This window comes from Pseudoclavibacter sp. AY1F1 (assembly GCF_002931075.1).
Lineage (GTDB): Bacteria > Actinomycetota > Actinomycetes > Actinomycetales > Microbacteriaceae > Pseudoclavibacter.
In genome coordinates this window covers 486,559-510,156 of the sequence record NZ_PSTQ01000001.1, presented here as the reverse complement: position 1 = coordinate 510,156, position 23,598 = coordinate 486,559, and the positions used below count along the sequence as shown (strand labels likewise).

General features: G+C 66.6%; 21 protein-coding genes. 3 read left to right on the top strand and 18 right to left on the bottom strand.

Translation table 11 applies throughout. The annotated features are described in order from the left end of the window. Positions 1–114: 114 nt before the first annotated feature. On the top strand, positions 115–591 hold the full coding sequence (locus tag C5B85_RS02385; RefSeq protein WP_104284446.1) for a hypothetical protein: 477 nt from the start codon (positions 115–117) through the stop codon (positions 589–591). 102 nt (positions 592–693) lie between these two features. On the opposite strand, the gene C5B85_RS02380 is transcribed toward C5B85_RS02385, so the two are convergent. Both C5B85_RS02380 and C5B85_RS02375 read right to left on the bottom strand, forming a co-directional pair. Next, positions 694–2,190 (bottom strand): aspartate ammonia-lyase, encoded by a 1,497-nt coding sequence (locus C5B85_RS02380; RefSeq protein WP_104284445.1) that lies wholly within the window; start codon positions 2,188–2,190, stop codon positions 694–696. A gap of 51 nt (positions 2,191–2,241) precedes the next feature. After that, on the bottom strand, positions 2,242–4,398 hold the full coding sequence (locus C5B85_RS02375) for a DEAD/DEAH box helicase (RefSeq protein ID WP_104284444.1): 2,157 nt from the start codon (positions 4,396–4,398) through the stop codon (positions 2,242–2,244). Between the two features lie 265 nt (positions 4,399–4,663). Between C5B85_RS02375 and C5B85_RS02370 the strand changes: the two genes are divergently transcribed. Next, positions 4,664–5,320, top strand: a complete 657-nt coding sequence (locus C5B85_RS02370; protein WP_104284443.1) for a maleylpyruvate isomerase family mycothiol-dependent enzyme — start codon at positions 4,664–4,666, stop codon at positions 5,318–5,320. A gap of 77 nt (positions 5,321–5,397) precedes the next feature. Here the strand turns inward: C5B85_RS02370 and C5B85_RS02365 are convergent, their stop codons facing one another. From C5B85_RS02365 to truB, 4 genes are read right to left on the bottom strand one after another with little or no spacing between them, the layout of a single operon-like run. After that, positions 5,398–6,357, bottom strand: a complete 960-nt coding sequence (locus C5B85_RS02365) for a bifunctional riboflavin kinase/FAD synthetase (protein ID WP_104284442.1) — start codon at positions 6,355–6,357, stop codon at positions 5,398–5,400. Further along, positions 6,341–6,790, bottom strand: a complete 450-nt coding sequence (locus C5B85_RS02360) for a hypothetical protein (RefSeq protein WP_104284441.1) — start codon at positions 6,788–6,790, stop codon at positions 6,341–6,343. The genes C5B85_RS02365 and C5B85_RS02360 overlap by 17 nt, the downstream gene beginning before the upstream one ends. Beyond that, on the bottom strand, positions 6,787–7,173 hold the full coding sequence (locus tag C5B85_RS02355; RefSeq protein ID WP_104284440.1) for a hypothetical protein: 387 nt from the start codon (positions 7,171–7,173) through the stop codon (positions 6,787–6,789). The genes C5B85_RS02360 and C5B85_RS02355 overlap by 4 nt, the downstream gene beginning before the upstream one ends. Continuing rightward, a complete protein-coding gene (gene truB, locus C5B85_RS02350) occupies positions 7,170–8,093 on the bottom strand; it encodes a tRNA pseudouridine(55) synthase TruB (RefSeq protein WP_104284775.1) in 924 nt (307 codons plus the stop codon). Before truB ends, C5B85_RS02355 begins: the two co-directional genes overlap by 4 nt. Before the next feature lie 80 nt (positions 8,094–8,173). Here truB and C5B85_RS19480 point away from each other — a divergent pair, with 80 nt between their 5' ends. Continuing rightward, the gene (locus C5B85_RS19480) at positions 8,174–10,099 is read left to right on the top strand and encodes a 2-dehydropantoate 2-reductase (RefSeq protein ID WP_258070543.1); all 1,926 of its coding nucleotides are present in this window, start codon (positions 8,174–8,176) and stop codon (positions 10,097–10,099) included. A 59-nt stretch (positions 10,100–10,158) separates the two neighbouring features. Here the strand turns inward: C5B85_RS19480 and rbfA are convergent, their stop codons facing one another. The 12 genes from rbfA to C5B85_RS02285 all read right to left on the bottom strand — a co-directional run bounded on the left by rbfA (position 10,159) and on the right by C5B85_RS02285 (position 23,533). Next, on the bottom strand, positions 10,159–10,593 hold the full coding sequence (rbfA, locus tag C5B85_RS02340; RefSeq protein ID WP_104284439.1) for a 30S ribosome-binding factor RbfA: 435 nt from the start codon (positions 10,591–10,593) through the stop codon (positions 10,159–10,161). Between the two features lie 149 nt (positions 10,594–10,742). Next, on the bottom strand, positions 10,743–13,601 hold the full coding sequence (infB, locus tag C5B85_RS02335; RefSeq protein ID WP_104284438.1) for a translation initiation factor IF-2: 2,859 nt from the start codon (positions 13,599–13,601) through the stop codon (positions 10,743–10,745). A 78-nt stretch (positions 13,602–13,679) separates the two neighbouring features. Further along, positions 13,680–13,979 (bottom strand): YlxR family protein, encoded by a 300-nt coding sequence (locus C5B85_RS02330; protein ID WP_104284437.1) that lies wholly within the window; start codon positions 13,977–13,979, stop codon positions 13,680–13,682. A gap of 1 nt (position 13,980) precedes the next feature. Further along, a complete protein-coding gene (gene nusA / locus C5B85_RS02325; protein ID WP_104284436.1) occupies positions 13,981–15,000 on the bottom strand; it encodes a transcription termination factor NusA in 1,020 nt (339 codons plus the stop codon). A 129-nt stretch (positions 15,001–15,129) separates the two neighbouring features. Continuing rightward, on the bottom strand, positions 15,130–16,908 hold the full coding sequence (locus C5B85_RS02320) for a proline--tRNA ligase (RefSeq protein WP_104284435.1): 1,779 nt from the start codon (positions 16,906–16,908) through the stop codon (positions 15,130–15,132). An 84-nt stretch (positions 16,909–16,992) separates the two neighbouring features. Next, positions 16,993–17,715 carry a hypothetical protein gene (locus C5B85_RS02315; RefSeq protein ID WP_104284434.1) on the bottom strand — a complete coding sequence of 241 codons (723 nt, stop codon included), beginning with the start codon at positions 17,713–17,715 and terminating at the stop codon, positions 16,993–16,995. Next, on the bottom strand, positions 17,712–18,698 hold the full coding sequence (locus C5B85_RS02310; protein ID WP_181064238.1) for a VWA domain-containing protein: 987 nt from the start codon (positions 18,696–18,698) through the stop codon (positions 17,712–17,714). Before C5B85_RS02310 ends, C5B85_RS02315 begins: the two co-directional genes overlap by 4 nt. Next, positions 18,695–19,690 carry a VWA domain-containing protein gene (locus tag C5B85_RS02305; protein WP_104284432.1) on the bottom strand — a complete coding sequence of 332 codons (996 nt, stop codon included), beginning with the start codon at positions 19,688–19,690 and terminating at the stop codon, positions 18,695–18,697. Before C5B85_RS02305 ends, C5B85_RS02310 begins: the two co-directional genes overlap by 4 nt. Further along, positions 19,681–20,169: a hypothetical protein gene (locus C5B85_RS02300; protein WP_104284431.1), complete on the bottom strand. Its 489-nt coding sequence runs from the start codon at positions 20,167–20,169 to the stop codon at positions 19,681–19,683. The genes C5B85_RS02305 and C5B85_RS02300 overlap by 10 nt, the downstream gene beginning before the upstream one ends. Beyond that, positions 20,156–21,052, bottom strand: a complete 897-nt coding sequence (locus C5B85_RS02295) for a DUF58 domain-containing protein (protein WP_104284430.1) — start codon at positions 21,050–21,052, stop codon at positions 20,156–20,158. Before C5B85_RS02295 ends, C5B85_RS02300 begins: the two co-directional genes overlap by 14 nt. A gap of 2 nt (positions 21,053–21,054) precedes the next feature. Beyond that, entirely contained in the window at positions 21,055–22,059 is a 1,005-nt protein-coding gene (locus C5B85_RS02290; protein WP_374953075.1) for an AAA family ATPase, read from the bottom strand. Between the two features lie 136 nt (positions 22,060–22,195). Beyond that, positions 22,196–23,533, bottom strand: a complete 1,338-nt coding sequence (locus tag C5B85_RS02285; RefSeq protein ID WP_104284429.1) for an RIP metalloprotease — start codon at positions 23,531–23,533, stop codon at positions 22,196–22,198. Between the last annotated feature and the right edge of the window lie 65 nt (positions 23,534–23,598).

Genomic DNA, 23,598 nt, shown 5'->3' with positions numbered 1-23,598 from the left:
GCTGCGGGCGCGGGTATCCCCGCTTCGTGGGCTCGCTGCGGTCAGCATAGCCAAGCGGACGCGCGTGAGGCGAACGACCAGTCGCGTACGCCAAGCGCACGGTAGATTAGAGGCATGATGCGTCTCGGATTCCTTCTCGGTGCCACTGTCGGCTTTATCGCTGGTATCAGCACGAGTCGAGTGCATGCAGAAGAGGTCGCGAAGGACATCGGCGGCAAGTCGAAGGCATTCGCCGAGCGGATGACCGTCTCCGCTGAGGACCTGCGTCGACGCAGCGACACCCAGCTCGAGGACATGCGCCGGCGCGTCGACGAGCAGCTTGATGACATGCGCAAGCGCGTGGACGACGGCTTCGACGACGTGAAGCGGCGCGTCGAGGAAGAAGTCGAGAAGAGCATCGAGTCGCAGGTTCAGACGCTTGTCCGCGCTGGCCAGGCCCGCGAAGACGTGCTCGAGACCTTCGAAGACGATGACGCGGACGCAATGGTCTCGCCTGGTGAAACCGCCACGCCACGCCACGCTGCGCCGACCGCCACCGAGACGAAGAGCTCCGAAGCGACACCGGAAGCCGGAGAGAAGCCCGCCAGCTAGTCGGCCCGCCTCACGACAGGCCTAGTAACACGGCCCGGCCGGTGCTTCGCACCGACCGGGCCGAACTCTCTCTACAGCGTTCCGCGACGACTCACGGCGAAGCTACGAGAAGTCACGCAGGTCAGCCCTGTCGAGGCTGTCCTCGAGCGCCATGGCTTCGGCCTGCGAGATGATCGGGATCGCGCTCGTGACTGCCTGGATGCCGGAGAGCCTCTCGGGCGAGAGGATGCTCGTGACCTCCTCGCGGCTGAGGAGCCCCCGCTCGACGACCAGGTCTGCGATCGTGGCCTTGGTGGTGAGCGCCTCCTTCGCGAGCTTCGACGCCTCGGAGTAGCCGATGTATGGCGTCAGCGCCGTGACGACACCCACGGAGCTCGAGACGCGCGACGCGAGCAGCTCTTCGTTGGCGGTGATCCCGTCGATGCAGTTCACTCGCAGCGTGCGCGCGGCGCGGCGAAGCCAGGCCGAGTTCTGCATGAGCGTGTGCAGCATGACCGGCTCGAAGGCGTTGAGCTGCAGCTGGCCGGCCTCTGAAGCCATTGCGACGGTGACGTCGGCTCCCGCGATGACAAACGCCACCTGGTTCACCGCCTCGGGGATGACGGGGTTCACCTTGCCAGGCATGATCGACGAACCTGCCTGACGCGCCGGCAGGTTGATCTCACCGAGGCCCGCCTGCGGGCCTGAGGAGAGCAGGCGAAGATCGTTGCAGATCTTCGAGAGCTTCATTGCCGTGCGCTTGATGACGCTCGAGAGCGACATGAACACGCCGGTATCGCTGGTCGCCTCTATGAGGTCGTGAGCCGTCTGCAGGTCGTTGTAGCCCGTGATCTCCCGCAGCTGGCGCATGACGGCAGAGGCGTAGCTGGCCTCTGCGGTGATGCCGGTGCCGATCGCTGTCGCGCCGAGGTTGAGTTCGAGCAGCAGCGGAAGCACATCCCTCAGTCGCTGGATGTCCTCGCCGATCGTCGTGGAGAAGCCCCTGAACTCCTGACCGAGCGTCATCGGTACGGCGTCCTGTAGCTGCGTGCGGCCGATCTTCAGGATGTGCTTAAACTCGGTCCCCTTCACGCGGAAAGAGTTCTGCAGCAGCGTGAACTCGTCGATGAGTCGCTCCGTGGCATGCACGAGCGCGACCTTCACGGCACTCGGGTACGTGTCGTTCGTGGACTGCGAGCGGTTCACGTGGTCGTTCGGGGAAAGGAACTCGTAGTCCCCGAACTCACGCCCGGCGAGCTCGAGCGCACGGTTGGCGATGACCTCGTTCACGTTCATGTTCGTGCTCGTGCCGGCACCGCCCTGGATGACGCCGACGACAAACTCCTCGTGGAGCTTGCCATCGATGATGTCCTGGCAGGCGCGGTCGATGAGCCACGACCGTTCCTGGTCGAGCACCCCGATCTCAAGGTTCGCGCGAGCCGCAGCCTGCTTGACCTGCGCATACGCGACGATGAAGTCCGGGTACACGCTGATCTGGCGTCGGCTGATCGAGAAGTTCTCGAGGGCACGCGCGGTGTTCACGCCCCAGTAGGCACCTGCGGGGATCCGCATCTCGCCGAGCGAGTCGCGTTCGACACGGAATTCCTGCGTTTCTGACATGACCTGATGGTCCTCCAACTTCGTCGTCTGAGTTTCCGCGCTGTCCTCAGCCTACTGCCGGCGCACGCCCCGGATCGCCGCTTCGAGGAGACTCGCCAGGGCATCCACCTGGATGCTGTCTGCGGACTGCTCGCCCGTGTCGATTCCCTCAAGCGCACGCAGCGCGAGCCCCTGCTTATCGTCGATGAGCTCGGCGATGCGCGCGTCGATCGTCTGCGCGGCGACGATGCGCCACGCCGTGACCGGCTCCACCTGCCCGATGCGGTGCACGCGGTCGATGGCCTGCGTCTGCTCAGCCGCGGTCCAGCTGAGCTCAGCGAGCACGACGTCCGAGGCTGCCTGTAGGTTCAGGCCGACGCCCGCTGCGAGGAGCGAGCAGACGACAACCTGCACGCTCGGGTCGTTCTGGAACGCATCGATGGCTGCCTGGCGTGCCGCCGGCGTCTGGTCGCCCCGGATGGAGACTGACGAGATCTCGTTCTCGGCGAAAGTGCGCTCCGCCGCGTCCATGACCTCGATGTGCTTGGCGAAGAACACGACCTTGCCCGCCGAACGTGCGATCTGGCCCGCGTACTCGGCCGCGAGGCGCGCCTTCGCTGCGCCGATCGTGCGGAGCATCGTGAAGATGCTTGCGCCGGTCGAGGAGGCCTTCGACTCTTCGACTTCCTGCCGCGCGATCATCCTGACCCGCTCGAGGTCGACGATGCCGGGCTCGAGGCCCGCGGCCGAAGCCATGCGGCGGTACCGTTCAAGGAGACGCGAGACGAGTGCGGCCTCAGCCGCGCGGATGCTCCTGCCCTCGTCGGAGTCGAGCTCGACGGGCATGTCGACGACACGCTTGGCGGGCAGGTCGGCCGCGACATCGATCTTGCGCCTGCGGACGATCCCGAGGTCGATGACCGCCTGCCGCGCCGCGGCGAGGAACCCGGGGTCGCTCGGCACGAGCCCTGTCTCGTCGAGGCGGTCGAGGAGTAGCTGCGACGGCCGGTCGCCCTCGAGCCAGCCCAGGAACTGCCAGATCGCCTTGAAATCATCGACGTCGTTGATGAGCGGTGTTCCGGTGAGCGCCATGAGGAGCGGGTCGGCGCCCGGAACACGAGCACGGATGCTGTTCGCGAGCTGCATGACGAGACGCGACCGCTGAGACTGCAGGTTCTTGATGAAGTGTGCCTCATCGAGCACCATGCCCTCGAAGCCGAGAGACGTCAGCCAGCCGAGGTGACGGTCGAGGATCTCGTAGTTGACGATGAAGACGTCCGCGAAGGCGTCGATCCCCTGGCCATCGCCGGAGATGACCGTGACGCGGCGGTTCGGCGTCCAGCGCTGAACCTCGCGGGCCCAGTTCGTCTTGACGACGTTGGGGACGACGCAGAGCAGCGGGTAGGCGTCGGCGACTGAGGCGGCGAGAAGCGCCTGCGCGGTCTTGCCCAGCCCTGGCTCATCGGCAAGCAGGTAGGCCCTGTGCCCCTCGGCGACGCTCGCGAGGAGCCTCGCCTGGTGATCCATGAGCTCTTGCCCCGGCGGGGAGATGCGGTCCCAGCGGGGAGCCGGAGGCAACTCCATCGACGCCGCGTTGCCGCCGGCGCCGGTCTCGAACGCTCGCAGCAGCGGCCCGAGCAGCTCCCAGTTAGAGAGCCGCGAGTAGTGCGGAGTCGTGGTGTTGACGTTCGTGAGAACGGGCGCGAGGAACGGGTTCGAGCGGGTTCGCGCCTTCACCGAGCCGGGCAGCACCTGTCGCTGCGCGATCTCAGGCGGGAGCTTCTCCGTCTGCGTTTCCGGCTCTGGCTGCTCATCGATGACCATCTCGATGCCGCCCGCGAAGAGCATCTGCTTGCGCAGAGCCTTGGCAGCCTCGCTGATTGGCGCACCGGGCTCGAGGAGGCTGATGAGCGAGGTGTCACGTGCCGCCGTCTTCGCCAGAATCGAGGCGAGACCGTCCAGTCGCTTGAGCGCCTCAGCCCTGTCGTGCTCGCTGAGCTCCGTCGACTCCTTGGCCTTCGCACGCTCCTCTCGCATGAGGAGTGCGATGACCTGGAACTTCGTGCGGTTCGACGGCGAGACCTTGCCTCGCTGCGCCGATGCCTCGACCTCTCTCGCCGCCTTCGCGAGCTGAGGGATGACACCGGTGTTGTCGACCGGTTTGCGGTGGCGTGGCGCCGTGTGAACGCCGGCGCGACCGCCAGCTTGGGCGCGTGTCCTACGAGACATGCCCCTCCTTATGCAACGTGGCAGGGATCGGGAAGTTGAGCCGGGCGGAGGTCGCAGCTTCGGCGCCGAACGCGGCGACCGGCAGTGAGGCGGGCGTCGGCCCACTCGAGTGACGAGCTCCCGGATGTCATGCAGGTCTCGAGGAGAGTTCAGATTCCCTCAGACACCAGCGCTCACAGTGTACGCCAGGCGACCCGAAGGTTTCGACTAGGGAACGACGTGTCGTTGACGGGCACATGCGCCGCGCGGGTGCGATAATCGTCAGGTGCCACAACGCCCCTTCCCAGATCCCGACCGGCCGTACTTCACGCCGTCGAAGCGGGTCGCCGGCGACTGGAGCGCTCACATCGCCACGACCTTGGACCGCACCGCCACACTCCTCGCTGGTTTGACGCCAGAGCAGTGGGAGACGCCGAGCAAATGTGATGGGTGGAGCGTGCGCGACGTCGCCGGGCACCTCGCCTGGCGCCTCGGCTCCCCCACGTCCTCGCTGGTCCGCGAGGCATCTCGCGGCGTGCTCCGCAAGGGGCTCCGTGTCGACTCGTACCTCGACGAGGTCGCGAAGCGCGAGGGTGCCGCCCCCACCGAGGAGCTGGTCGACCGCATCCGCACGATCGCCGCGGCGAAAGTGGTGTCACCGACCCGTGCCGGCATTTCCGAGCTCACGGAAGCTGTGGTCCACACGTACGACATGACCGAGGCACTGGGCCTCCGCATCCGACTCAGCCCTCGCTCCACGAGCGCAGTCGCGCTTGTGCGCACGCGGGTTCCGCTGAGCTCGGCCGCCTCGCTCGCGAAGCGCAACCGGCTCCGCGCAACGGATGCCCGCTGGCAGATCGGCGAGTCCGGCCCCGTTCTCGAGGCCACTGCGGCACGCATCGTCCTCAGGCTCTTCGGGCGCACCGTCGAACTCGGCTCCTAGCCGTCTGCCTTGGCACCTCACCGTGTACCTCGGAAGCGGCGTGCTCGGCGGGCGGACCGCCCGTGGCACCAGCGGCTTCAGACGACGTAGCTTCCGCCGAGCGTGTCTGCGGCCTCGACGACGTCAAGCGCCATGCGGTCCTTGAGCGCCTCGATGCCGTCGAACTTCTCCATGCCGCGGATACGCTCCACGAACTCGACCTCGGCGACGAGCCCGTAGAGGTCAACCGTCTCGCCGATGAGGTGCGCCTCGACCTGCTTGCGGGGCACGCCGTCGAAGGTGGGGTTGTTGCCAATGGAGATCGCAGCGGGGGCGCTTGTCTCGCCGCCCCGGAACCAGCCGGCGTAGACGCCGTCCGCCGGGATGAGGCCCTCGAGTTCCGGAGAGAGGTTTGCCGTCGGGAAGCCCAATTCCCGCCCTCGCTTCGCCCCGTGCACGACCTCGCCGGTCACGCTGTGGTTGTGCCCAAGAACCTCGGCGGCGGCTCGGACATCGCCAGCCGCCAGCAGCTCGCGAACCCACGTCGACGAGGCACGGCGCTCTACGTGCGAGCTCTCATCCTCTGCCATCTCGTCGTCGGCGATGACGATCTCGAAACCGTACGGTGCCGCCAGCTCGCGCAGGAGAACAACATCGCCCTCGCCCTTGGCCCCGAAGCGGAAGTCCTGCCCGACGACGATGAGCTTCATCTGGAGCGCACCGACAAGAAGGTCGCGCACGAAGGATTCTGCGCTCATGCTCGCGAGCTGGTCGTCGAACGGCAGGACGATCGTCGATCCGAGTCCGGTCTTGCCGAGCAGGTCTATCTTCTGCGCCAACGACGTGATGGGCTCCGGCTCGATGCCAGGAGTGATGAGCGAGAGCGGATGCCGATCGAAGGTGACCGCGAACGGCTCAAGGCCACGCGAGGAGGCCTCGTCAACGAGGCGAGAGAGCAGCCAGCGATGACCGCGGTGCACGCCGTCGAACTTGCCGACGGTGATGGCACTTGGCGTCAGCTCCGCTGGTAGCTCTGCCAGGTCAGTGAACAGCCGCACGTTCCCTCTTTCGTCTCGATCTTCCCGTCTCCAGCCACGCGATGCCGAGGATCGGGAGCACAAGAGGAATATACGCGTAGCCCACCCCGAAGTCCGACCACACCGTATCCGAGGGGAAGAGTTCCGGGTGGAACTCCGTCAGCGACCCGACGACAAGGACTCCGACGAGTTCGAACACGATCGTGAACCAGGCGATTCGGTTCCAGGTCCTCCCGCGCCGAACAAGTGCAACCGTTGCGAGCAGGTAGACAAGCGCTGCAGCCGCGGAGAGCGAGTACGCGAGAGGCGCTTCCCCGAACTTGGCGAGCAGCTGGTACGAGCTGCGACCGATCGACGCAAGCGCCAAGACCGCGTAGACAACAACAAGTGCTCGCCCGGCGCCGCGTGCTCCCTCATAGCTATCAGCAGCCGCAGTCCGCGCCGTCCCGCTCAAACCGGCACTCCGATGAATGGGCTGGCGCCGATCCAGATCTGGTGCATCCGGAAGACCATGACTCCGATCGTGAGTGCCGCGACACCGAGGATGATCGTGGACCACTTCGTCCGCTCGACCAGGCCCCAGAAGACCGCGGCGGGCGGGATGATGATGGCGACGACCCAGTACATCCAGAACTCGAGTGCATCTCCGACGGGCTCGTTGCCCGCCGCGGGTGCGATCAGCGCCATCACGAACTGCACAACAAGCAGCAGCTCGACAAGCGCGACGGCACCCACTGTGACGTCACCAGGCTTTCGGCCCGTGGCCCCGACGATGATGCAGAAGACACCAGCGGCGGCGCTCACGAGGCAGAGCACCCACGTGAACCAGTCGATCACGCTATGGCCCCAGTCGGCATGTTGAATTCGGACTTCAATATGCCGCCAGAAGCCCTGGCGATACCGATGAGGTCGCCCTCCGGGTCGATGGCCGCGAGCAGGCCGTCGTCGACCGGGGCGCTGAGGCGCAGCTTCTTTCCGTTGCGAATATCCGCGGCCTGCTGAGCCGTCGCCTCGAACGCGCGGAACCGGCGCAGCGCAGCCTGAGACGGAGTCATGAGGCGCGTCTCGAGCCCGTCAGTGTCGGGCGCAACTGCGTCGGCGATGCTGAAGTCGCCGACGCGGGTGCGCCTGAGGGCCGTCAGGTGCGCGCCAGTGCCGAGCGCAGCGCCGAGGTCTCTCGCCAGCGCCCTGATGTAGGTGCCGGACGAGCACGAGACACGGACCTCCAGGTCAACGACGGGCTCACCACCGGCGAGCGCGTCGTGCGAGGCAAGCAGCTCGAGCTCCGCTATCGTCACGGCGCGAGCTGCGAGCTGCACGTCCTCGCCGTCGCGGACGCGCTTGTAGGCACGCACTCCATCCACCTTGATGGCGCTCACAGCGGATGGGATCTGCTTGATCGGTCCGCGCAGTGCGGCCATGGCAGCCTCGATGCGCTCAGGGGTCACCTCAGCGACGGACCCTGCTGGTGCGCTCGCCGTGACTTCACCCTCAGCGTCCTCGGTGTTCGTCGATACGCCAAGGCGAACCGTCGCGTAGTACTCCTTGTCGTCACCGACGAAGTAGGTGAGCAGTCTCGTTGCTCCGCCGACGCCGAGGATCATGAGCCCGGATGCCATCGGGTCGAGCGTGCCCGCGTGGCCGATCTTCCGCGTGCCGAGGGCCCGCCTGGTCATCGCGACGAGCGTGTGGCTCGTCGGGCCCTGCGGCTTGTCGAGGAGCAGGACACCGTTTGGGCCAGGAGATGGAGTCGTCATGTCCCCAATATCTTACGGTGCCCGTAGGCTCGTTCCCGGCCGTCGGGCGGAGTGCTGGCTCCAAGACGAAGACGAATTGCATGCACGAACGGGAGATCAGGATGCGGGTTGCTGTCATCGGCGCCGGTGCGGTCGGCGGCGCCCTCGCGCTCCTGCTCGACCGAGCGGGACACGAGGTTGTGCTCGCCTCGCGGAGCAGCGCCGAGCCTGCACGCGGCGGACGACGAACGCTGAACCTCACTGGTGCCTTCGGAGAGCACCGCGCGGCGTTCGCTCAGGCCTCGCGCCTCACGGGCGCCTTCGATCTCGCGCTGATCGCGGTGAAGGCACAGGACACCCAGCGCGCGGTCGCGCCCCATCTCGCGATGCTCGCAGCAACGCCCACGATTGTCGTGCAGAACGGCCTCGAAGGGGCAGCGACGGTGGAGCTTCTACTCGCCGGTCTGGCCGACGCAAACGCTCGCGGATTCGTCGCAGGCGGACTCGCCACCTTCGCCGTGAACAGGCCCGCACCCGACGAGGTGCGTGCGACAGCCAAGGGTTCGCTGACCCTTGGCGCTGCGTCCACTGCGCACCTGTCTCGGCTGGAGGAGCTCGCGGCGGCGCTCTCCCCCGCTCTTGAGTGTGTGGTCACCGACGACCTGACTTCCGCGCTCTGGAGCAAGCTCCTCATCAACCAGGTGAACGCGCTTCCGGCCGTGACCGGGCTCAGTGTGCAGGAGATCGGACTGGATGCCGATCTGCTCGGTGTGCTCGCCTCGAGCATCGGCGAGCTGCTCGCAGTGGCCGCTGCGAGCGGTGCGTGGCTTGTCGAGCTTGGCCCATTGGACAGAGCCCTCGTGGACCTCGCGAACGCCACGCCACTCGACACGGTCGAGGACCTTGCCAGGAACCGGCGGCTCGCGCGGGAGCTCTCCGCGGCCTTCGGGCCAACGCCGAACTACGCATCCACCCAGCAGAGCATCACCCGCGGCGAGGCAACGGAGATCGACGCGCTCAACGGCGCCGTCGTCTCGCGCGGGCTCATGCGTGGCCTTGCTGCGCCCGTGAACGAGCTCCTCACCTCGCTTGTGCACAACAGGGAAGGAGGTTCGCGGCAGCTCACCCCAGCAGACGTTCGGGCTGCAGTTATCACGGCGACGGTGAACTCCTGGTTCACCAGGGAGCACCGCCAGCTCGCGTGGCGACTGCCCACGACAACGGCGTGGGGTGTCCTCGTGAGCGAGACGATGCTGCAACAGACCCAGGCCGCGAGAGTTGAACCGAAGTGGTTGGACTTCATGGAACGCTGGCCGACACCAGCGGCCATGGCGGAAGCCACCGAGGCCGAGGTACTCCGGTTCTGGGATCGGCTGGGCTACCCGAGGCGCGCGCTGTGGCTCCTTGCCTGTGCCAGGGCGATCGCTGAAGAGCACGACGGACGCGTGCCAGAGACGCGAGAAGCCCTGCTCGCGTTGCCGGGCGTCGGACCGTACACAGCATCGGCGGTCATGTCTTTCGCGCACGGCGTGCCCGAACCCGTCGTCGACACAAACGTCCGCCGCGTCCTCTCCCGCGCCTTCCTCGGCGAAGAAACGCCCTGGGGACCATCGGCCGTGCGGGACGCGGCGGAGATGCGTGCCGTCGCCCCCGCCGACCCGACCGCGGCGAACCTCTGGAACGCCGCGTCCATGGAGCTCGGTGCCGTCATCTGCACTGCGAAGCGGCCGAACTGCAACGACTGCCCCATTGTCGGGCTCTGCGCGTGGGTCAGCGCCGGACGTCCCGCCTCGACGACGATCAAGAAGCCACAGGCGAAGTTCGCCGGCTCGGACCGCGAGATGCGCGGCATGGTCCTGCGGGAGCTCCGCGCGATTCCGGGTGGCGTCGAGATCGAGTTCCTCCGCCGCCACCTCGACCCGGACGGAGCGGACTCGCTCCGCTTCGACCGGGCGCTGACCTCGCTGAAAGTCGACGGACTCATCTTCGAGCGAAACCAGGCGGAGATAGCGCTGACCGGCGACTGATCAGTCGCCGGTCAGCGTCGCAGTCGGCCGCAGCCGAGCAGGAATTCAGCGGGAGGGACTCAGGCGTCCTCCGGCTCGTCCTTCTTCTCGTACGGGTCCGCGTCCCCCGCGTAGCTCGCAGTCTTCGCTTGCTGGGCGGAGGCAACGTCGCGATCGTGCGCTTCGCGAAGCAGCGCGGCGATGGCGTCCGCGTTCTCGGGAATCGCGTCAGGAACGAACTCGAGGCTCGGGGTCAGGCGCGAAGTGATGTTCTTGCCGACCTCGGTCCGGAGCATGCCGGTCGCGCTCCTGAGCGCCGCCGCCGTGTCCCGTCGTTCCTTCTGGTCACCGTAAACGGTGTAGAAGATCGTGGCGTGCTGAAGGTCACCCGTGACGCGCACGTCCGTGATCGTGACGAAGCCAAGCCGCGGGTCCTTGACACCGCGCTCGAGCGTCTTCGCGACGATGACCTTGATTCGGTCTGCGAGGCGCAGTGCCCGTGAATGATCAACCATGGTGGCTACTTTCTCGTGTGCTGGTGCAGACAGTCAAGTGAGTCTGCAGGGTCTCAAACTGCGCAGAACCTGAAGGCGGGGCCCTAGCCGGATGGCCAGGACCCCGCCCCGAGTACGCACCGCGCTCAGCGCGGCAACTCGGTCAACAGCTAGACGCGCGGCTTCTCGACGAGCTCAGTCGTCTCGATCTCGTCGCCGATCTGGATGTCGTTGTACTTGCCAAGGCCGATACCGCACTCGAAGTCCGTGCGGACCTCGGTGACGTCGTCCTTGAACCGGCGGAGCGAGTCGATCGCGAGATTGTCCGCGATGACGATGCCGTCGCGGATGACGCGAGCAGTCGCGTTCCTCGTGATCGTTCCGCTGCGCACGATACATCCGGCGATGTTTCCGAACTTGGAGGAACGGAACACCTCGCGGATCTCCGCGACACCCGACTGGACCTCTTCGAACTCGGGCTTGAGCATGCCCTTGAGCGAATTCTCGATGTCCTCGAGCGCACCGTAGATGACCGAGTAGAAGCGGACATCCACGCCTTCACGGGCGGCGCGCTCGCGCGCCTTCGTGTCGGGGCGCACGTTGAAGCCGATGATGATGGCGTTGTCGACCGTGGCGAGGTTGACGTCGGACTCCGTGATGGCGCCGACACCGCGGTGGATGATGCGCAGCTGCACCGAGTCATCCACATCGATCTTGAGCAGCGACTCTTCGAGTGCCTCGACGGCACCGGAGACGTCACCCTTGATGATGAGGTTGAGCGACTCGACCTTGCCCTCTTCGAGTGCACGAGTGAAGTCCTCAAGGCTGATGCGCTTGCGGGACTTGGCGAGGCTCGCGTTGCGCTCGACGGCTTCACGCTTCTCGGCGATCTGACGCGCGGTGCGGTCCTCTTCCGTGACGATGAAGGTGTCGCCTGCACGAGGAACGCTCGACAGACCCTGCACCTGAACCGGCCTCGAAGGCTCAGCCTCGGTGACGACCTGGCCGTTCTCGTCGAGCATTGCCCGGACGCGGCCGTATGCCGTTCCCGCGACGATCGGATCTCCGACGCGGAGCGTTCCCGACTGGATGAGGACGGTAGCAACCGCACCGCGTCCCTTGTCGAGCTTCGCTTCGATCGCGATACCGCGCGCTTCCTTGTTCGGGTTGGCGCGAAGGTCGAGACCGGCATCAGCCGTCAGCAGGACTGCCTCGATGAGGCTGTCGATGTTGACGTTGTTGCGTGCGGAGACGTCGACGAACATCGTGTCGCCACCGAACTCCTCGGCAACAAGTCCGTACTCGGTCAGCTGCGCGCGGACCTTCGCCGGGTTGGCGTCTTCCTTGTCAACCTTGTTGACGGCAACGACGATCGGGACGTTGGCGGCCTGGGCGTGGTTGAGCGCCTCGACCGTCTGCGGCATGATGCCGTCGTCCGCGGCGACCACGAGGATCGCGATGTCGGTGACCTGAGCACCACGGGCACGCATGGCCGTGAAGGCCTCGTGACCTGGCGTGTCGATGAACGTGATGGCGCGCTCGATGCCCTCGTGCTCGTGCCAGACCTGGTAGGCACCGATGTGCTGCGTGATGCCACCGGCTTCGCCGTCGACGACGTTCGCGTTGCGAATCGCGTCGAGGAGTCGCGTCTTACCGTGGTCGACGTGACCCATGACGGTGACAACGGGCGGGCGGATCTCGAGAACGTCGTCGCCTTCGTCCTCTGCTTCCTGGTCGAGGTCGATCGAGAAGCCCTCGAGGAGCTCGCGGTCTTCGTCTTCCGGGCTGACGATCTGGATGCGGTAGCCCAGCTCTTCGCCGAGCACCTCGAACGTCGCCTCGTCGAGCGACTCCGTTGCCGTCGCCATCTCACCGAGGTGGAACAGCACGGTCACGAGGTCACCGGGGCTCGCGTCGATCTTCTCTGCGAAGTCAGAGATCGAGGCGCCGCGACGCAGACGGATCGGCGTCGTGCCATCTCCGCGACGGACCTTGACGCCGCCTACGCTCGGGGCTTCCCGCATCTCGAATTCTGCCCGCTTCGTCCGCTTGGACTTGCGCGCCTTCGACTTGCCGCCACCGCGACCGAATGCACCGGCCGTCGAGCCGCGACCGCGACCGCCGCCACCTGGACGACCGCCACCGCCACCTGGGCGCGGGGCGAAGCCGCCACCTGCACCTGGAGCGCCGCCTGGACGTCCGCCACCGGCACCGCCGGCGCCGGGACGACCGCCCGGACGACCCGCACCTGCGGGACGAGCTCCGGGAAGCACGCGGGGCTGTCCTGGACGCGGAGCTGCCGGGCGGGGACCGCCTGGGCTCTGCGGACGAGGGCCGCCTGCTCCACCTGGACGGGGGCCACCGCCGGCTCCGCCACCTGGGCGCATGCCCTGGTTCGAGGAGAACGGGTTGTTGCCCGGGCGCGAACGGCCCATGCCCTGGCTGGACGCGAACGGGTTGTTTCCGGGACGCGGGCCGGGACGGGGTCCACGCGGACGCGGGATGGAGGGGCTTGCGCCACCCTCAGCCTGCGCGGGCTTCGCATCGCCGGGAGCAGCTGGACGCTGCGTGTTCGGCTTCGGTGCACCTGCGTCTGCTGCGGGTGCAGCGGGAGCTGCCGGTGCTGCTGCCGCCTGGGCCTCGGCTGCCGGAGCTGGCTCAGGCTTGCGCTTGGGTCCTGGGGTCGGTCCAGATCCGCCTGAAGGGGCGGCCTTGGGTGCCGGAGCAGCTGGTGCCGCGGGGGCCGATGGTGCGGCCGGTCCTGGCTTCGTGCCGGGACGGACGCTCGATGGCGTCGCGCCACCTGGACGCGGCGCGCCGGGCTTCGACGCCGAGGGGGCCGCCGCTTGAGGCTGCGCGCTACCGGCGGCGTTGGTCTTCAGCGCCTCGCGGAGGCGACGAGCCACTGGGGGCTCGACGCTCGACGATGCGCTCTTAACGAACTCGCCCATGTCCTGCAGAGTCTTGAGGGCCGTCTTGGAATCGACGCCCATCTCGCTGGCGATTTCGTGTACGCGTGGTTTTGCCACTTTTCTCCTGTCTGGGGCCCGCCCAGAACAGGAGCGGACCATTAAAGTCGGATGTGCCTCATCGTGAGTCACTCATGATTAGTCCATGGTCCGATCAGCCTTTTCTCGTAGTAGAGCAGGGCGCTCGCCCTGTTCCAGTGTGCTCGCGTGCCTGCTGAGCGCCTCGGTGTCCACCTTGCCGGTCTTGAAGGCCCGCAAGAATGCGCGCCGCTCAATCGCTAGCCTGGTGCACTCCGCGGTCGGATGGATCCAGGCTCCACGCCCTGGAAGACTCGCCGAGATATCGACTTCGAGGCTTCCCTGACGGAGGACAACTCTGAGGAGTTGACTCCGTGCGGAGCGCAAACGGCATCCAACGCACGTTCGTACAGACGACATACTACCCCTCTGAGCGCGCTTCGTCTCCGTCTTCGAGGATCGAGTCTGGCTGGATGTCGATTCTCGCCCCCGTGAGCTTGGCCGCGAGGCGCGCGTTCTGGCCTTCCTTGCCGATCGCGAGCGACAGCTGGAAGTCGGGCACGAGTGCTCGGACGGCCTTCGTGGCACGGTCGATGACAAACGCGCTCGAGACCTTCGCGGGGCTCAGCGCACTGGCCACGAAGGTCGGCAGGTCGTCGGAGTAGTCGACGATGTCGATCTTCTCGTCGCCGAGCTCGTTGGTCACGGCCCGCACGCGCGCACCGAGCTCGCCGATGCATGCACCCTTGGGGTTGATGCCCTCCTGAGTCGCGCGGACCGCGATCTTCGATCGGTGGCCTGCTTCGCGGGCCAGCGACACGATCTCGACGACGCCGCTGGCGATCTCGGGAACCTCGAGCGCGAACAGCTTGCGAACAAGTGACGGATGGGTGCGGGAGACCGTGATCTGCGGCCCCTTGTTGCCCCGCTCGACCTTGGTCACGAAGACGCGCAGGCGCCTCCCATGCGAGTAGTCCTCACCTGGAACCTGCTCCTCCGGAGGCAGGATCGCCTCGACGGTTCCGAGGTCGACGTGGATCATGCGGGGGTTCGGCCCCTGCTGGATGACGCCGGCGACGATGTCGCCCTCTCGTCCACGGAACTCGCCAAGCACCTTGTCATCGCCGATGTCGCGGATGCGCTGGTTGATAACCTGCTTGGCGGCGAACGCGGCGACTCGTCCGAAGTCGTCAGCCGGGAGCTGCGCCTCGCCGATGATCTCTCCGTCTTCGTCCATTTCCGGGACGAACACGTTGACTTCGCCGCTCTTGCGGTCGAGGTGCACTCGCGTCGATGCTGGTGGCACGTCCTGGCCAAGCTCCTGCGATACGTGCTTCTCGTACGCGGTCAGGATCGCCTGCTCGAGAATGCTGGCAAGTTCCTCAAACGGGATCTCACGCTCTCGCTCGAGAATCCTCAGGACAGCAAGGTCGATCTTCATGGCGCTCCCTCTATTCAGATGAAAGAACGAGTTTACCCCAGGATGTCGGACGAAGGCGCCCTCCGGCGCACACTTCCGTGCAGCTTGCCTGCAGGATGGGGCCTGGCCTAGCCCCATCCCGCACGGCGCTCAGTGGCTGCGCTTGGACTGCAGCAGCTCGAGAACCTCGTCCTTGGAGACCGCGTCGCGCTCGTTCGTGCGTCGGTTCCACAGCTCGACCTGGCCGTCGGCTGCCCCCTTGCCTGCGATGACGATCCACGGAACCCCGAGGAGCTCGGCGTCGCCGAACTTCACGCCGGGCGAGACCTTCTTGCGGTCGTCGTAGAGCACGTCGAGCCCTGCAGCGTCGAACGCCGCAGAGAGTTCTTCCGCCACAGCGAACGGCTCCTCGTTGCGCCCGGTCGCGACGATCTGCACGTCGAACGGCGCCACCTGTTCTGGCCAGATGAGGCCGCGGTCGTCGTGGTTGGCCTCGGCGATAAGCGCGAGGTTCCGGGTGACGCCGATGCCGTACGAGCCCATCGTCACGGTTGTGAGCTTGCCCTGCTCGTTGAGCACCTTGAGCCCGAGCGCCTCCGCGTACTTGCGCCCCAACTGGAAGACGTGTCCGATCTCCGTGCCGCGAGCGGTGGTGATGGCGCCGCTGCCGTCTGGAGCAGGATCGCCGTCGCGGACCTCAGCGGCGCCGATGCGCGCATCCGCAGTGAAGTCGCGGCCCGCGACCAGGGAGTGCACGTGCTTGCCTTCGACGTTCGCGCCGGTGATCCAGCTCGACCCCTCGGCAACGGTCTCGTCCAGGAAGTAGGCGACGCCCGTGGTCGACTCCTCACCCAGCACCTGGCCCTCGACAGACCAGGGGCCGATGTAGCCCCGGACGAGTCCGGGGTGCTTGGCGAAGTCCTCCGCGGTGGCCGCTTCGACCTCTGCAGGCTGAAGCGCCGTCTCGAGGCGCTTCATGTCGACCTCGCGGTCCCCCGGGATGCCGATGACGACCAGGTCTCGGGTTCCATCCGTGTGGAGACGAGCGACAACAACGTTCTTGAGCGTGTCGGCGGCCGTCCATTCGCGACCTGCAGGCTTTTCTACGACCGCGTTCGCGTGAGCGACGAGCGTTGCGATCGTCGGCGTGTCCGGCGAGTCAAAGACGGTTGCGGGACCGGTCGAGCTCGCGTCAACGGCGGCGGGTGCCGGAGCAGCGTACGCCTCGACGTTCGCCGCGTATCCGCCCGGCGAACTCACAAAGGTGTCCTCGCCGACGGGCGTCGGGTGCAGGAACTCCTCGCTACGTGAGCCACCCATAGCCCCCGCGTTGGCGGCGACGATGACGTACTCGAGGCCGAGGCGGTCGAAGATGCGCTCGTAGGCGTCGCGCTGCGCCTGATAGCTCGCGTCGAGCCCCGCGTCGTCGATGTCGAACGAGTAGGCGTCCTTCATCGTGAACTCGCGTCCGCGCAGCAGTCCCGCGCGGGGGCGCGCCTCGTCGCGGTACTTGTCCTGGATCTGGTAGATCGCGAGCGGCAGGTCCTTATAGGACGAATAGAGGTCCTTGACGGCGAGCGTGAAGGCCTCCTCATGCGTGGGAGCCAGGACAAGAGGCGCACCCTTGCGGTCCTCGAGCCGGAAGATTCCATCTCCGAAGTCGTTGAGGCGGCCCGTGGCCTCGTAGAAGTCAGCAGGGAGGATACCGGGGAAGTGGACTTCCTGAGCGCCGGCCGCCTCCATCTCCTCGCGCACGATCTGCTCGATGCGGCGCTTCACCTTGAGGCCGAGCGGCAGCCAGGCGAAAACGCCGGGCGCCTGACGGCGGATGTAGCCGGCGCGCACGAGGAGCCTGTGGCTTGCCACCTCCGCGTCGACTGGATCTTCGCGGAGGGTGCGGACAAAGAGCTTGGAGAGGCGAGTAGTCACCCCGCCAATGCTAGTCGTGCCAGGGCGCGTGTGCTGTCCCGCTGAGCAGACCTATGGCCGCACCGATGTCGGTGCGGCCACTTCTCACCACGGCTTGTCGTGGGACGCGTCACCTTCTGTCTCGCCGCGCTCTTGATCGAGCTCGTCCTGCCGTTCCTGCTGATTCTGCTGCAACTTCTCCTCGAGTTCGGTCATCTCGGGCGACTGGGTCGATTCAGGGGGCTCCTCCCCCTCGTTCGGCTCCTGCGTTTCGGATTGCTGCTGCAGCTTCTGCTGGATGCGCTCGGTCGATTCGACCGCGGGCGGCTCGAACTCGGTGGATGCGCAGCTCGGGTCGCGCGCATCCAACACGGCGAGCGCCTCCTGCCAGAGCGCCACCGCGCCTGCGGTGTCGTCCGCCGCGAGCCTTGCGTCCCCCTGGCGCTCGATCGTGATGGCGAGGTTGGCGCGGATAGGACACTGCTGCGGGGGTTCTGCCAACGGCAGGGCTGTCTCGAGCTCACTGCGTGCTTCATCGAGCAGCCCCAGCTGAAGCATGGACGTACCCGTGTTGTACGGCGCCTTCCAGCTCTCGAGGATGTTCACGAACTTCTGCTGCTGCGCCGAGTTCATGCTGCCCTCGTAGTCGGGCTCGGAGTAGAGCGCGACTGTGCGGTCAGCGATGACGGACATGCTGATCAGCTTTGCCGCGAAGGCCGCAGCGATGAGCGCAAACGGAATGCTGAAGAGGATGAACCTCCTCCTGCGCTTCGCGGCAGCCGCAGCGGATGGGAGTGCGCCTTTCGGCTTCTTCTCGCGAGGACTCATGCTGTCCCTCCCCTGGCTCTGCTGAGCTCGATGAAGTGCTTCACCGATTCCCAGACGTCACGGAGCAGTAAGAGGAACGCCGCCGCCGCGAGGATCCAGTACACCTCGAATGCTGTCTCCGTGCTTCCCTTGGTCTGTGTCACTCTCGTGCTGTCGACTTCCGCGGCGACGACCTCCGTGCCAGGCGCCCTGGTCTCGAGGGCCACACCCAGTTCGTCGGCGATCTGCTGCAAGGCCGCCGTGTCGATGACGGACAGCGCCTGCTGGCCCTGCGCATCCACAATGTAGGTCGGCTCGCCGGTCTCCAGCGTCCCCGCCGTCTCCTTCATGGGGCCGCCGGCTTCCGTACCGTATCCGAGTACAGCACCGCCTGCGAGGTAGCCCGCGAGATCACTGAACGAGTCGGGCTCGGTGTCAGCCGTCTGCTCGCCGTCGCCCAGGTAGTAGACGACGCGTGCCCGCTCGGGCTCGGCCTCCGAGGCGGCCTCGAGGAGGTCCTTCACGAGTGGTTCGGCGATCGAGATCGAACTCCCTCGTGAGTACTGCGTGACCTCCGGACGCAACGTCTGCAGGAGCGCGTCGAGCGCCGTCGTGTCGGCGGTGAAGGGAAGCCGCTGCACTGCCGCCGCGTCGAACGTGACCAGGCCGAAGCGAGCTCCCTCGTGCGCGGAAGCGAGCGCCGAGATGTCGGCCTTGACGCCGTCGAGTCGGGGCGCCCCGCCCCAGTCCTCCGCGACCATGCTGGCCGTCGTGTCGACGACGAAGAGCACGTCGACCTCGCTCTGCAGGTTCGGCGCCGGGGCGCTGCCGATTCCTGGGCGGAACGCCGCGAGCACGATGAGCCCGCAGGCCGCGAGACGCAGCACCCAGTTGATGCGCCGACGTCGATCGGTCGCCCTGACAAGCGCGAAGACGCAGAAACCCAGCAGCAGGATGGCGAGGATCACCAGAGCAAACGCCGGCAGGATCGGATTCCAGGTCATAGTCGGAGCCTCCATGCCAGCACGACGTAGATCGACGCGAACACGAGCATGAGCATGAGCCACACGTTCGGCCGATCGGTGATGAGCAGTTGGGGCTGGCCGACCATGAGCGAGGTCTGCTCGCTCGTGATCTGGTCGACGATGCCGGAGACGCTTGCGGGGTCGGTGAGCTTGAAGTAGCTCCCGTCCGCCTGCAGGATCGTCGTGCGGAACTGGTCGGCAAATGCGTCCTCGAACTGGTTCGCATCGAGCGCATAGATCTTGATACCGCGCTGCTCCGTGTACTCGGCGGCCTCGGGGAACGAGACAAGGGGATCGCCGTTCACCGCGTTGTCGGTCGCGAAGATGATCGAGCGTGACCGGCCGTCGTCGGCCGCCGGGTCGTAGTCTCCGAAGGTCATGGCGCACGAGGCCAGCCCGTCACCGACGAGCGAGGCACCCGCAGCACTCTGCGTGCCCTGGGCGAACGAGTACTCGATGTTGGACCCACCCGACGCGGACTCCATCTCGTCCCTCACCTGCTGCAGTTGAGTCTCGACAAACGCATAGTCGTCCGTGAGCGGGAAGAGCTGCACGGCTGTCGCATCCCAGAGCATGAGCGACATGCGCTCGCCGTCGAAGCCGGGGAGCATCTCCAGGTACCTGTCGAGCACCTCGACGTCGTAGTCGACCATGGACCCTGAGATATCGAGGCACAGCACGATGTCGCGGTTGAACTTCTCAGGCGACTCGACGCGCTGGTAGACCCAGCGCCCGGCCGCAACGCTCGTCACCGCGAGCAGGATCGCGAGCACAACGCCGACCGCCGTCATGAGGCTCGAATAGCGCAGGAGCGCGCGGCGGTACGCCGGGAGCTTCGTGAGACGCCTCGAGTTGGCCACCGGAATCGCGCCAGAGCGCCCGCGCTTGCGCGCGCGCCACCAGGCCACGGCTGCCACGGTGACCGCCACGGCGATCAACGAGACGCTGATCCACCACATCGCTATCGCCATGTCGAGATCACCTCCCGTGCCGCCGCGACGCCGGCCTCGGCACCGCTAGGGTCGTGCGCCCCGAAGACCATCGGGTAGTACTGGCCCACCGTGTGCGAGACGCCACGGAGCTCGGTGCGCCTGAGATCGGTCAGCGTCATCTTGTCCGCCGGAACGGTCGACACTGCTGCCACGAAGCCGCGAACAAGCACGCTCAGTTCAGCGTGCGCCCTGCGTGGCGTGAGCTCACCAGCCGAAGCGCGGCGCGCAACGTCGTCAACCCGCTCCAGGTACTCCTGCTGCAGGGCGTAGACGGGCGGGCGCGCTGGCGGCAGCACCGGGGCCGCCTTCGGAGGGCGGGGACGAGTCAGGAAGACCACGAGGAAGTAGTAGGCCACTATGGCGGCCAAGATCAGGAAACCCAGCACCAACCAGAACTGCGCGTAGTCGATGACTGGGATGACGGTGCCCTCCGGGGGCTGGACGTCAGCGGCGTACATTCGCCCTCGCTTTCAAGAGCCCGAGCAGGACCGGTGCGACGTCCGCCTCGCTCGCGACCTCCGCGTACGACACGGCATTCGCCTCGAAGGTCTGCTCCATCTCGATGGTGCGCTTCTGCTCGGCATACTCGAACTCGCGCTCGAGCAGACGGTCGCCGCCGAAAAGGCTCGGCATCGCCCAGCTGCCCTCAACGTCGAACGCCAGCTCGCCGCGTCTGCCTCGTTGGTGCGGCTCCGCGTCGGTGATCTGCAGCCACACGATCTCATGCTGCGCCGCGAGCCGCCGCACGAGTGCCGCTCGCTCGTCGTCCCAGTCGAACTCGTCCGCGATGACAACGAGCAGCGCACGGTGCCTGACGGTGAGACGAACGCGTTCGAGGATCGCGTTCATGTCGCTCGTCGCAGCTTCGAGGCCGACCGTGTCGTAGACGGCGTGGAGCATCCGCTCGAGCGCCGAGGTCGTGCTTCGGAAGGGCAGCTGCCGGACCCCGTCTGATGTCCCCGTGACGAGGCCGACGTCGTCGCCGTGCCGGATAGCCAGGTAGCCGAGGATCCCGAGGGCTGCGACGAGCACCTCCCGTTTCGGCTCGCCGCTCGCAGAGAGAGCCGCCATGTTCCGACCTCCGTCGACGGCGAACAGCACACGGTGGCGCCGCTCCGCAACGTAGCGCTTCACGAGGGGCTGCCCGGTCCGAGCGCTCGCCTTCCAGTCGATGTCCTTGATCTCGTCGCCAGCGACATACTCGCGGAGGTCGTCGAAGTCCATGCTGCGTCCGCGCAGGTGGGACGCGTACTGACCATCAAGCAGATGCAGCACGCGCCTTCGCGCGTGCAGGAACATCTTGGACTTGACCTTCGAGAGAAGGGGGCGTTCGTTTGACATCGTCACGGAGTGCGAACTGCCCCGAGCACGGCATCGATGATCTGCTCGACGCGCACGCCGGTTGCATCCGCTTCGAAGCCGAGGATGATGCGGTGACGGAGGATGCGGTGGGCGAGCCTGCGGACGTCTTCTGGTACAACGTGGTCGCGGCCCTGCAGGAGCGCCACTGCCCTCGCGCCCTTCGCGAAGTTGATCGAGGCGCGCGGCGACGCACCGACCTCCACCAGCCTCGCGAGCTCCGGCGCGATGTACTCGCCAGCGTGCCGCGTGACGTAGACAAGCCCGACGATGTACTCGGTGATCGCCTTGTCCACGTAGACACGGGAGGTCAGCTCCTGCAGACGCGTGACGTCTTGCAGCCCGACGGCCGCCGGCTCCCCGTGCTCGAACACGCCCTCGTCGATACGGCGAAGGATCTCGGCCTCCTCGGCGGGATTCGGGTACTCCAACACGTCCTTGAGCATGAAGCGGTCGAGCTGCGCCTCTGGCAGCACGTACGTGCCCTCCTGCTCGATCGGGTTCTGCGTCGCGATCACGAGGAACGGGTCAGGCAGCGGGTAGAGCGTGCCGCCGATGGTGGTCTGCCGCTCCTGCATCGCCTCGAGCATCGCCGACTGGGTCTTGGCACTCGAGCGATTGATCTCATCGAGCAGCACGAAGTTGGCGTGCACGGGCCCGAGCTGCGTCGAGAACCGATGCTCCGCTGCGTCATAGATCTGCGTGCCCACGATGTCCGAGGGCAGGAGGTCTGGCGTGCACTGGATGCGGCTGAACGAGCCGCGCACGGACTGCGCGAGGGTCTGAGCGGCGGTGGTCTTGGCGAGCCCTGGCACGGACTCGAGCAGGACGTGTCCCCCGGACATGAGCCCGACGAGCAGGGTCTCGCGGAGCTGTGTCTGCCCGACGACCTTGTGCGCGAAGGCCTGCGAGACGGCCCCAATTGACCGACCCGCTTCCTGGAGCTCCTGCTGGCTGAGCTTGAGCTGCTGACCGCCGACAATCGTCACGGATCCCTCTTCCTGCGGCTGGACTCGCCTGCCGACTCTTCTGGTCTCGTCTCGTGCACTTCGATGAATGCCAAGGGAAAGCGTAGTGATCCCGCTCGACCGCTGCTTTCAGGCTGCTGGTGTGCCCGTCGAGGCGCTACTCGAACAGGCGAATGGGGTTCACGATATCCACGTAGATGAACAGCGCACTCATCGCCATAAGGCACCCGGCGATCAGCAGCGTCACGGGCAAGAGCTTCGCTGTATCGAAAGGTCCCGGGTCTGGCCTACCGAGGAGCTTCGCCAGCCTGCGACGGATGCCGTCGATGAGCGCAGCGAGGATATGCCCTCCGTCGAGCGGCGGGAGCGGGACGAGGTTGATGACGCCGAGGGCGATGTTGACCGACGCGACCAGCTGGACGATCGTCGCGACCCTGTCGATGACCGGAATGCTGGTCTCAGCCGCCACCTCGCCCGTGATCCGCCCGACCCCCACGACGCTCATGGGGCCGTTCGGGTCGCGCTCGGCGCCTCCGAAGCCCGCGTTCCACATCTCCACGATGCGCTCCGGGATAGTGACGAGGAAGTTCCCAACCGCGCGTACGTTCGCGTCGGCCATCGTGAAGGCGTACAGCGGCGACTGCCTCATACGTTCCTGCGTTGGCGTGATGCCGACGAACCCGACCTCCTCGGTCACGTAGGAGCCGTCGGCGGACTCAACTCGAGCTCCCGTCAGGTCGTCGAGCTGGTAGACCGTGTTGACGCGCGGAGTGAGCTCGAGCTGCAACTGCTCCCCAGCGCGGTCGACGCCAAGCGAGATCGGCTCTCCTGGGCTCACGCGAATCGCATCCTGGAGCACATCCCAGGTGCTGGCCGCGACGCCATCGACGCTCGTGATCCTGTCACCGGGCCGCAGCCCGGCTTCGAACGCGGGTGCAGGGGTCTCACAGGCTTCCCCCTCGGTCGGAGCGGCCGCCCCAGCCGGTACGACGCACTCGTAGACGGTGCCGACCGTCGTGCTGGGCTGGTAGAGACCGAAGCCCGAGCAAACGATCATGAACCCGAGAATGGCGATGACAAAATTCATGGCGGGGCCTCCCGCCATGATGACGATCCGTTTCCAGACCGGGAGCGACGAGTATGTGCGGGCCTCCTCACCCGGCGCCACCCCCTCGGCGGAGGCGAGCCTCGCGTCGTCGATCATGCTCGACATGAACCCTGTGCCACCGGTCCGGGCCGCTTCCCCGGCCTTGGCGGGCGGGTACATGCCGATCATGGCTACGTAGCCGCCGAGAGGGATGGCCTTGACCCCGTACTCCGTCTCTCCTCGCCTGCGCGAGAATAGCGTCGGTCCGAAGCCGATCATGTACTGCGTGACGCGCACCCCGAATCGCTTGGCTGGGACCAGGTGACCCACTTCGTGCAGCGCGATTGACGCCGCGAGGCCGATGACTGCGGCCAGCACGCCGACGATGAAGAGCAAGACAGATTCCACGGGGGTCAAGCGTAGACCTGCTGAGCCAGGCACTTGCTGTCGATCCGCCTTCCCGCCGTGCCGAG